11 protein-coding genes and 1 pseudogene are annotated in these 9,576 nt (G+C 69.1%); 7 read left to right on the top strand and 5 right to left on the bottom strand.

Annotated features, from left to right (window positions below):
• Positions 1-733: pseudogene (locus ACZ6YG_RS43460) on the top strand (hypothetical protein); the annotation flags it as partial.
• 140 nt (positions 734-873) lie between these two features.
• Entirely contained in the window at positions 874-1,101 is a 228-nt protein-coding gene (locus ACZ6YG_RS43455) for a hypothetical protein (RefSeq protein WP_466021224.1), read from the top strand.
• A 61-nt stretch (positions 1,102-1,162) separates the two neighbouring features.
• Here ACZ6YG_RS43455 and ACZ6YG_RS43450 read toward each other — a convergent pair whose 3' ends face one another.
• The 3 genes from ACZ6YG_RS43450 to ACZ6YG_RS43440 form a co-directional block, all read right to left on the bottom strand.
• Positions 1,163-1,429, bottom strand: a complete 267-nt coding sequence (locus ACZ6YG_RS43450) for a DUF1883 domain-containing protein (protein ID WP_466021223.1) — start codon at positions 1,427-1,429, stop codon at positions 1,163-1,165.
• A gap of 45 nt (positions 1,430-1,474) precedes the next feature.
• Entirely contained in the window at positions 1,475-1,852 is a 378-nt protein-coding gene (locus tag ACZ6YG_RS43445) for a hypothetical protein (protein WP_466021222.1), read from the bottom strand.
• Positions 1,853-2,057: 205 nt separating this feature from the next.
• Positions 2,058-2,828: an endonuclease domain-containing protein gene (locus tag ACZ6YG_RS43440; RefSeq protein ID WP_466021226.1), complete on the bottom strand. Its 771-nt coding sequence runs from the start codon at positions 2,826-2,828 to the stop codon at positions 2,058-2,060.
• A gap of 122 nt (positions 2,829-2,950) precedes the next feature.
• Between ACZ6YG_RS43440 and ACZ6YG_RS43435 the strand changes: the two genes are divergently transcribed.
• The 3 genes from ACZ6YG_RS43435 to ACZ6YG_RS43425 are packed head-to-tail and all read left to right on the top strand — an operon-like array spanning position 2,951 to position 5,223.
• The gene (locus tag ACZ6YG_RS43435) at positions 2,951-3,208 is read left to right on the top strand and encodes a hypothetical protein (protein WP_466021221.1); all 258 of its coding nucleotides are present in this window, start codon (positions 2,951-2,953) and stop codon (positions 3,206-3,208) included.
• The gene (locus ACZ6YG_RS43430; protein ID WP_466021220.1) at positions 3,198-3,692 is read left to right on the top strand and encodes a hypothetical protein; all 495 of its coding nucleotides are present in this window, start codon (positions 3,198-3,200) and stop codon (positions 3,690-3,692) included. The genes ACZ6YG_RS43435 and ACZ6YG_RS43430 overlap by 11 nt, the downstream gene beginning before the upstream one ends.
• A gap of 25 nt (positions 3,693-3,717) precedes the next feature.
• Positions 3,718-5,223, top strand: a complete 1,506-nt coding sequence (locus ACZ6YG_RS43425) for an IS1096 element passenger TnpR family protein (RefSeq protein ID WP_466021219.1) — start codon at positions 3,718-3,720, stop codon at positions 5,221-5,223.
• Between the two features lie 125 nt (positions 5,224-5,348).
• Here the strand turns inward: ACZ6YG_RS43425 and ACZ6YG_RS43420 are convergent, their stop codons facing one another.
• Positions 5,349-5,585 carry a hypothetical protein gene (locus ACZ6YG_RS43420; protein ID WP_466021218.1) on the bottom strand — a complete coding sequence of 79 codons (237 nt, stop codon included), beginning with the start codon at positions 5,583-5,585 and terminating at the stop codon, positions 5,349-5,351.
• Between the two features lie 238 nt (positions 5,586-5,823).
• Between ACZ6YG_RS43420 and ACZ6YG_RS43415 the strand changes: the two genes are divergently transcribed.
• Positions 5,824-6,483: an HNH endonuclease family protein gene (locus ACZ6YG_RS43415; RefSeq protein ID WP_466021217.1), complete on the top strand. Its 660-nt coding sequence runs from the start codon at positions 5,824-5,826 to the stop codon at positions 6,481-6,483.
• Here ACZ6YG_RS43415 and ACZ6YG_RS43410 read toward each other — a convergent pair.
• Positions 6,467-7,537 (bottom strand): hypothetical protein, encoded by a 1,071-nt coding sequence (locus ACZ6YG_RS43410; protein ID WP_466021216.1) that lies wholly within the window; start codon positions 7,535-7,537, stop codon positions 6,467-6,469. The genes ACZ6YG_RS43415 and ACZ6YG_RS43410 overlap by 17 nt on opposite strands.
• A gap of 1,804 nt (positions 7,538-9,341) precedes the next feature.
• Between ACZ6YG_RS43410 and ACZ6YG_RS43405 the strand changes: the two genes are divergently transcribed.
• Complete coding sequence (locus ACZ6YG_RS43405; protein WP_466021215.1) at positions 9,342-9,563, top strand: hypothetical protein; 222 nt, start codon at positions 9,342-9,344, stop codon at positions 9,561-9,563.
• Positions 9,564-9,576 lie beyond the last annotated feature (13 nt).

The following is a 9,576-nucleotide window of genomic DNA, read 5'->3' as shown; positions in this document are numbered from 1 at the left end:
CAGAATGCAGCGGGCGATCGGCCTGATGCCCGCCCCTGAAGACCTGGCCGACCTCGCCGACCAGCTGCGCACCCTGCTGGCCCCGTCGCTGGCCCTGGCCCCCGTCCCGCGGGCGCTCCGGCTGCAGGCGCTGGCCGATCAGATCACCGCCCGGCCTGGCCTGTGCGCGGCGCCGGGGTGCCAGGCCCAGCTGGCCACCGCGGCCACCGGCCGGCCCCGCCGGTTCTGCAACGCGGCTTGCCGCCAGCGCGCCCGCCGCGCCCGGAACGCCCCTGCCGCCGGCGTTCCGGATGGCGGCCGCGGGGGCGACGTCGACCTGAGCGACCAGGACGTCGCCGGTGCGGCCCAGCTCGCCGAACTGCTGCAGGCGTTGCCGGCCGACACCCGGCCGCTGCCGTCGGTCGCTCCCTACGACCAGCTCCTTGCCCGCCACCCGTCCCCGGGTAAGGGCGGCCGGGCGGGACAGATCAACCAGCCGCCGTTCGGCCACGACTGGGGCGACACGTGCGTCACGCTGCTGCGTGAGGACGGCTGGTGGTCCCTGCACAGCCCGCACGCCTCGCTCGGCGTGCCCGGCTTCGGACCGCACGGCACGATCACCGCGCGCGAGGCCACCGCCGCCCAGCGCGCGGCCGCGGCCGCCGTCACCAGGCTGACTGGCCGCCAGGTGCTCGGCTGGACCCTGCGCGACACCTCTTCCTGGTCCGCCCGGCTGGACGCCCCGCCCTCCTGAGGGAGCGCGAAAGAGGCGTTGACGTTCCCCACGCACCGCCCGCCTGGAATCTCTACCCTGCCGAGGGTGGTGAGGAAAAAATGCCGGTGGGCGATGAGCAGGGCCGGGGCGATTACGAGGAATCACTGAACGATGCGTCCATGGACGTGTTCAACGCCGTGGCCGCCATCCGCATGGCCTCCTCCAGAGCGCTGGCGCTGCTGCACAAGCAGCAGATCGACTTCACCGCCGATCGCGCCCGGGCCGTCGCCGAACTCTGCGACGGCGCCGAAGCGGCCATCGCCGCCATCCGGGACCTCGCGACCGCCTCCGCCCTGGACGACGCCGCGCTGGCCGCCTTCCTGGACGAGGACGGCACGCCGCTCTAGACGCCGCAGCAGGCGGACGAGGCCCGCCGGAGCCGCCGCCAGTCCGCGCTCGGATCACCGGTCAGTCGTCGAAGAGCTGGGCGACGGTGACCTTCTTGACCCGGTCGTAGCTGTCGACGATCAGGTACCAGTAGTCGTCGTAGGGCACCTGCAAGACGATGGGACTGTAGTCGTAGAAGCCGCCGTAGTACTGGTAGGCCTCCTCATCGAGGTAGGCCTGGTACTCCTCGCTGTCCATGAGGGCCACCCGGGCGGTCGAGCCGCGCCAGTCCACCTCGAAGCAGGCGCCGGCCCCGGTCTCTCCGAGGTCCCAGTACAGATGCTGCACACGTCATTAGTAACCCGGCAGGCACGAGGCGGGAAGACGAGCCGCTCAGGCAGTCTCGCCCTGCGCGGGCGCCTTCAGCAGGCCGCCGTCGAAGGCCAGGTGGAACAGGGCGCCGAGGCGTACGGCCGCGAAGTCGGGGTCGATCGCGGCGAGCGTGGAAGCGTCCGGGCGTACCGCCGCCTCCAGGAGGCAGGCCAGGACGGCGTGCATGTGGCCCAGCAGGAAGAAATGCAGGCCCCTCTCGCTGGTGAGCAGCTTGGCCACCTCCGGCCCCTCCTGCTGCAGCTCCTGCCGGATCGACACCACCAGCTCGCTGATCTCCGCGCTGAAAGCCGGGTCGGCGGCCGCGCGCGCGTAGATGTCCCGGCCGTACTGGTCGTACAGCGTCTGCACGGTGAACGTCTCCAGTGGCCCGGTCACCATCTCTGCCGAGGACCCGCTACTGCCTCGCCACCACATCTGTAACCAAGATCCCACTTTGCTCATCCCAGCATGATGCGCGCACCGTCCGGAGCATGGCAAGCACGCGCTGTAAGGGCTGCGGGTCAAGCGCCCTGTCAACATGGAGGCCGGGGTGTCGCTCGCGGCAGGCTGTGGCCAGAGGACGGGAGCGGCCGGAGCGGCTGCGTTACGAACTGCATGGTCCGTGCCGCTCCTGGCCATGGCGAGGACACCAGCGGTAATAGCTGGTGTCGAGATTGCGGGGAGGCGTGGCCCGGCCATGCCTGGGATGCCAGCCGGACCAGTAGCGGGTGTTGCACGTGTTGCACAGCGGCGCGCGGACGAATCCGTGGGTGTGGCAGTGATCCCATACGCGGGCCCGCTCGGTCATACAGCCCGCACACATGAACTGCGACGCCACAGGCCAGCCCTGGCGGCCGGCGCGATCCGCGCGGTAGCGGCGCTCCTGCAGCTCGCCCCGGTAGATGACGGCGTCCGCGCTACTGCCTTTCGGGCCGTAGACGGTGAACGTGCGGGTGAACTCCCCGCGCTCATCCACGAGCACCTCGCCGACGAGCTCGAACCACCTGCCGGAGTCCTCCCCGTGGTGAACCCCCAGGCACACACAATCGCACTGGAGACCTTCCGCGGCCTGGCAGCTCCGGTTGCACCGCGACAGCTTGGACATGTCCCGGCACAGCACCACGTAGCCGTAGCGGTCGATGGCCGCCATCACCAGCCTGGTCAGGCAATTACGCGGCAGACGCCAGTACCCCTGTTCGTCGATGCGGGGACGGTCGATTTCCACGGTGCGACGCAGCCATGGGAGATCGTTCCCCCTCTTCGGGAGCTTCGCGACGACCTTCCCCTTTTTCAGCGGGAGCCAGATCAGCGCCACCCCGGGCGGCATGACCGCGCGGCCGTCCACGACGCGCACCTTGGGCAAGCAGCCGTCCATGGGCAGCACGGTGACAGGAAAGTCTGACAGTTTGTTGTCGCGGAGATGCGTTCCGTAGTTGGGCCGCTGCCAGTTCGGTCGATCGCCAGGCCACACCGCCAAGCGCGTCGTACGGTCACGCCATGACCAGCTGCCCCGCTCCCCCAGCTCACCCGCTGCCGGCGGATCGCCCGGCCCGGGACCCGGTAGACATCACCGTTGACGCCTGCACCCGCTTCGCCGCGCACCTGATGCTGCTGTCCCACCAGCTCGGCGAGCACGGCCTGGACCACGGCGAGCGCGAGCGCCTGACCGCCGCGCTGGCGATCGCCGAGCGAGCGCTGGCCACGGCGGACGCCGTCGGCACCACAGGCACCGGGGAGGACGACCGTGGCCGCTGATGCGACGGCGCTGCAGCGCGTGTGGATCTGCACGCGGGGCGTCGGCCTGGTTCGAGCCGACCGGATCAGATCCTTGATCCTGAACGACGGCCGGGTACACGGCGCGGAAGCCGAACAGGCCGACGACGACCTGCTGATAGCGGTATTGGAGGGCGGAGGCCATGAGACCCTGGCCTGCTGCGGTGCATCGCTCGGCTGGCGGGCCCTGACCGGCCTGGCCCTCACGCTCAGCACCGCCGAGCACGAGGCGGCCGCGGGCGCCACGGTGTTCGTCTTCGCACGCAGCGACCCCGGCCGCAAGATCTCCTGGCACATGAGTGCCGGCGAGTTCGACGGTGAGACCTGGCCGGCCGGCCCGGAGCCGATCTCCCGGCCCCCGACGCCGCCGTCCACGGCATGGGAGTTGCCCGAACCGCCGCCCGCCTTCCGCCTTCGGCTGCAATCGCCATTTGGCGAGCAAGCGCCGACCGAGACCCACGACTGATGATCACGCCGATACGGTGACCGTCGTGGGCACCACGGGCACCGTTCACCAGATCAAGGTCACCCTGCGCGAGGTTCACCCGCCGGTGTGGCGGCGCGTTCAGCTGCCGTCGACGGCGACGCTGGACCAGTTGCACGAGGTGATTCAGGTGGCGATGGGCTGGCAGCAGCATCACCTGCACCTGTTCGGCAAGGGCGATGCCGAGTACGGCGACAACGCCCGCGATGAGACGGCCGTAACGCTGGCCATGGTGATCCCGCGCGTCGGGGACTGGCTGGGCTATCGCTACGACTTCGGCGACATGTGGGATCACGACCTGGTGGTGGAGAAGGTGCACCGGCCGGCGCCGAAGACGCTCTATCCGCGCTGCGGCGCCGGCGGCCGCGCCTGCCCGCCGGAAGACAGCGGCGGGCCGGAGGGGTACTTCGAGCACATGCGGGCGCTGCGGCACCGCAAGGGCTGGAAGTACCGGGTGGCCAAGCAGATCCTGGGCACCACGCGGTGGGATCCGACCAAGTGGGACCGCGATGAGGTCAACGCCGGCCTGGCACGGCTGGCGAAGCTGTGGGCCAAGCAGGCCGCCCTGAACGCGAAGGCGGCCGCCGCCGGCCAGGCCGCCCCCGAGACAGCCCCGAAGCCCGCCACGAAGCCCGTCGCGAAGGCCTCCGCCAAGACGACGAAGAAGGCGGCGAAGGCGACGGCCGCGACCGCGCCCCGGTCCGCCGGCACGACGCCCGGCCCCGGAAAGGGGCGTCCCGGAAACGGTCGTTTACGGGACGGCTCAGAGGCGCCAGAGTCGACTTCGCAGACTCCCAGCTCAGACGATCACACGATTCCTGGCAATAGTCCCGAAACTCGTCCCGAAACGCTGCCCATGGATCTTGAGTTTCGGGACCCTATTCGGGATGCTGGAGAGGTGAACGCCTCCCCCGCCGCCGCGCCGACCGCGCCGAGCAACACCATCCGCGTCGGCTACGCCCGCATCTCCACCCGCGACCAGGACCACGCCGCGCAGCTGCAGCTGCTGAACGCCGCCGACTGCCGCGAGATCATCGAAGAGACCATCTCCACCCGCCGCAAGGACCGCCCCAAGCTCATCGCGACCCTGGACGGCATGAAGCCGGGCGACACCCTGGTCATCACCAAGCCCGACCGGGTCGCGCGCAGCGTCAAGGAGCTGCTGGTCTTCCTGGAGGACCAGCTGGCCCCGCGCGGCATCAACCTGGACATCCTGACCGGCATCTGTGCCGGGATCCACCGCCCCAACGGGCAGACCATGGCCGACAAGATGCTGTTCATGGTCGCGGCCATGGCCGCCGAGATGGAACGCGACCTCATCAGCGAGCGCACCAACGAGGGCCTGGACGCCGCCCGCGCCGCCGGCCGCGTCGGCGGCCGCCCGGCCAAGGTGACCGACGACGTGCTCGCCGCCGCCCTGGCCCGCCGAGCGCGCGGTCAGTCCGTGAAGCAGATCGCCCGCGAGCTCGGCGTCGGCAGGTCGACGCTGTATCGGGCGCTGGAATACGAGTAGCCCGTCATCGTGACGTGAGCTCCTTGGCCCCTGGCCTACGCGGGCCCCGGGTGAATCGTTGGTGTGCGGACTCGGGACCGCGGCATCCGATGCCGGACCGACAAGGGGAGGGAGCGGAAGGGTGATCAGCCCTCGAAGGCCTTCTCCCAGTCGCGGTCAGCGGCCGCCTGGCGCGCCGCCTGCACGAGCTCCGGCTCGCACGCGAAGATTTCGTCGAACAGCCGCACCACGTCGCCGTGCCGACGATGGCGCACCGCCTGCGCTTCCACGTAGTCGGCCTCGGGCGCGACGTACAAGGCGTGCTGCACGTCGTCGGCGTCGTACCCCGAATCCCGCAGGTGCTTGGTCACCTCGTATGGCATGTCGTCGAACCCGTGCACGTATCCCCATCGGCACCCAAGCCGCGGGCGGCGGTGTCCAATCGGCGACGCCGTGGTGGCGGCCGCAGCCGCCGACCTGGGAACCCGGTTGTCACTGGACCGGTAGTAATCCTCTTGTGCCTCCCATGATTACTTAGCGTTATTAGACGCTACGTTCTGCGACACCTGTCGTCATGGAGGATCCGTGCCCTTCCCCCACCGCGCATGCCTCACTGCCCTGATGGCCACGATGGCCCTGGCCGTGCCTCTGACCGGCGGTCCTGCCCTCGCCACTTCACCTGTCACAACAGCGGGCGCACTGGCCGTTCGAGCCGAGACGGTGCTCCTGCGCGACGCGGTGGCTACCCTGCCGACCGGCACCGAGAGCCGCGACGGCTATCAGCGCAGTTCCTTCCGGCACTGGGTCGACGCCGACCGGGACGGCTGCAACACCCGCTACGAGGTCCTCATCGAGGAGGCCGTCAGCCCTCCCGAGGTCGGTCCCGGCTGCGCCCTGACCGGCGGCAGCTGGCATTCCTACTACGACGACGTCACCGTCGGGCAGGCCTCCGGGCTGGACGCTGACCATGTCGTACCGCTGGCCGAAGCCTGGGACTCCGGCGCGCACGCCTGGAGCGCCTCTCAGCGCCAGGCCTACGCCAACGACCTGTCCGACCCGGGCCACCTGGTGGCCGTGACAGCGCGGAGTAACAGGCAAAAAGCCGATCAGGACCCCAGCACATGGCTGCCGATCGAGCCGGTCCGGTGCCGCTACATCGCCGAATGGACCGCGATCAAGACACGGTGGGAACTGACCGTCGACACCGCCGAGAAGGATGCCCTGGCCACGCTCGCGGCCGACTGCCCGAACGTACCGATCGCGATCACCCCGCTACCGTAAGCCCGGCGCTCCCAGTCGAGTGATCATGACCCTCCGACAGGCTTTGCATCAGCCCGCTGGAGGCAGGCGGGTCATCGACGGGGACGCTCAGGTCCGGCAGGGACTCGATCAGATGCGGCGCATGCTGCCATGGCAAGCCGAGCCGGCAGGACCGGTGTTCGGCGCAGGCGTCATCCAGTAATCCGGGGAGCTGCTCAGTGAAGGAGACGTCGGAGACCGGGGTAGCCAGCGGCGTACCTGAGGGGGCCGGGCGCGGCGGGGCGGCTGTGCCGACGGTCTTCGCGACGGCTTCGGGGTGGCCGGTCTCGGCGGCCAGCCGGTAGAAGCAGTGCGCGATGCTGGCCCTGGCGGCGCCGCCGGCCTCCAGCGCGCAGCCGTGCCGGTAGGCGACGTCTGCGGCCTGTCTGCGCAGGTCGTGGGCGTTCTGCAGTGCCATCGCGCCTTCGTGGCCGGCGTCAACGGCACGGCGCAGCCAGGCCATGCCGTCGTGGTTCCAGCCGCGCAGCAGGGTGAGCAGCGCCAACTGGAAACACGCCTCGGTGTCCCCGCCCATGGCGGAGCGGGCCAGGCGGGCGCCGATGCGGCCGTGGGTGTCGAGGTAGCACTGGATCAACTCCTCGGTGGTCAGCAGGTCGGCTCGGGATTCCCCGCCATGGCCGGCCACAGCGGGAGGGACAGGGAGTGCCTCACCCTCCCCGGCCGGGGTGGCAGGTGCTTGGTCCGCATGCAGCCAGCGGGTTCTCCAGATCGTCAGGTCCATTGGGCCGACGTCCAGGCCCCCTTGCCGGGCAGCCTCGTGGCAGGCCTTGAGGTAGGAGAGCACCCAGGGCCAGGCGGGCGGACGGCGACGCTTGCCACTGAGGATCTCCTGGGTGGTGCTGGGGTGAAGCTCGCGCCTTGGCGCGCCGCTGGACAGCGGTCCGCGCGACAGCGTGTGCAGGAAGGGCAGGGACGGCTTGCCGGCCTGTTCCTTCAGCTCGTTGAGCTGGTCGATAAAAGCGCGCAGGGCAGCACTTTGCTTATGGGTCATCGCTGTTGCCAGATTCGTGATCATGGAATGGGGGGGAGTCACGCCGTGACTGTGGGGATCAACGAATCGTGACGGCAGTCATGTTGCCACCGATACGGGGCAAGCCGCGTGCCGATCACGTATTCGAGATGGTTCGGCCTGGCCTGCCTTCCTGCAGGCCAGCTCACACCCCCTGGCCAGGCTGGCATCGACGCGCATCGAGCGAAACCGAACGACATCGAATGCCCCCGGCCCCGGTCACGAGGCTGGCCTGCTTCGTTCGGCCCGGCACCGACGCCGTACCGACGTCCCCACGAACCGCATCGACCTTGTTCGACCCTGTTTGAACCGCTGGTGGCGACGACATCGGGGCAGGCATCGTGAGCGTCGCCGTACCTTCCCCCGATCTGTGAAGGGCACTCAATGCCGTGCTTTACCGCCCCTGACGCTCCGCTCTGCCTGCCCGCCTGTCCGGCCGATTCGTCGGCCGTCGTCCGTGCCGCGCGGACGGGCGCCTGCGAGCGCCCTGGCGGCTGCCGGCAGCACGACTGCTCATGCACCTCGGAGGAGATGGCGTGCCTGCTGGTGACGATCTGGGCCTTGGAGAGCGGCCGTATACCGCTCACGCCCCCCTTCGATCGCTTCACCGCGGAGGAGTTGATCACGTTCTGGGCCGATGACCTGACAGCCACCGGCTATCCGCCCCTTTTACTGCCGTCATCTCAAGCATCGACACCAGCGCAGCGCCGGGTGGGGTAGTGCCGGGGGGAGGCCTCGTCTGGCCATGGTGCTGCTGGAGGATATCGCTGGAGCGTTTGAGTTATGGCAGGCCAGAGGCTTTAGAGAACCGGTCTCTGGCGGCGAGTTGAGGGGCGCTCGGTAGCAACACGCCGAATGGCAAGAGTGAGACGTAAATCACACGGGACAAGGGGTAGGGCCGTTGTTTGAGCCTGCATCTACCTCGCCAAGATCACCCTTGAGGCCTTGGCTGAGATCGCCCTGGTAGTCGCCCTCTACCCAGCCAAAAACCTCGTGGGTGACACAGGCATGATCTCAGCTCAAAAGCTCCGCATTTTACCGGTCCGCCGAGCACTGTTCACACTGTCGTTGCCCCGGAGTTCTGAGGTCACACACGGTAGGTTTCTGCCGTACCCCCAGCAACTCCTCGGGGTGCATACCTGATCTACGTCTGCCTGTCGGTGGCGTCACGTGGGCTGCTGAACGGCAGCCTGGCCGACCGCTCCCTGCGGCCGGTCCGGTCCCCCTCGTGCTTGGAGGGGGTTACAGATCAGGAGGTGGCCATGTGCCGCCACAGGAAGAGGCCCGCAGATCCGGGCGACAAGAGTACGAAGTGGGCCACGATTGTGGGTGCCGCTGCCTCTGTTGGCAGGTTGATCATCGACCTGTTCGACAAGGGGAAGAGCTGACGGCCCTGGACCACGTCGGTTACCGCCGACAAGGCCACAGGGCCGCCGAGTGACACAGGAGGGGTTCGCCCCCGGTCGAGCAAGGACCGGAACCGGGCGGGCCCCTCCGCTCTTCAGTTACCCCTAATGCGCCACAGGACTTGCCGCGTCTGTCGTTCGACCGACCGCGCTTTGCTATTCCTTGGCCAATCAGGTATACGCACCGTACACAACCAACTACAAGAGCATCGCTTGAACTGGGGAAATGCTGCCCAATGTCCAGTTCTTGGCGATGTCCCCCACATTACGTTGGGGGCAATACTGGGCTCAAAAGGGGCAAGTGCGCTACCCAATGTCTACATTGTGGGACATTGCCCCCCCGCCCCCGGCAGCGCCCCCTTCCATCCCGCGAGTCAAGATCGCAGAGAGCTGCTTCACCTCTGGTGACAGCGACCCGAGTGCTGGAGCGCGAGCGCCGGCAGCACGCCGACGAGGCCGACCGGCTGTGTGAGGACCTGGCCGCCGCCGCCCGCAAACAGCTCGGCGAGGTGCATGGGCAGCTCTGCGCCGCCCAGGCCGCGGCGCAGACCGCCCGGCAGCAGGCACAGGCCGCCGAGGCCCGGGCCGCTGACCTGCTGCAGGCCTTGCGCGAGCGGCGTATCTGACCGCCTCCGCTGA

The organism is Nonomuraea sp. NPDC054003 (assembly GCF_055585125.1).
Note: the sequence above shows the minus strand (reverse complement) of the source record. Positions and strands in the feature narration are given on the sequence as shown.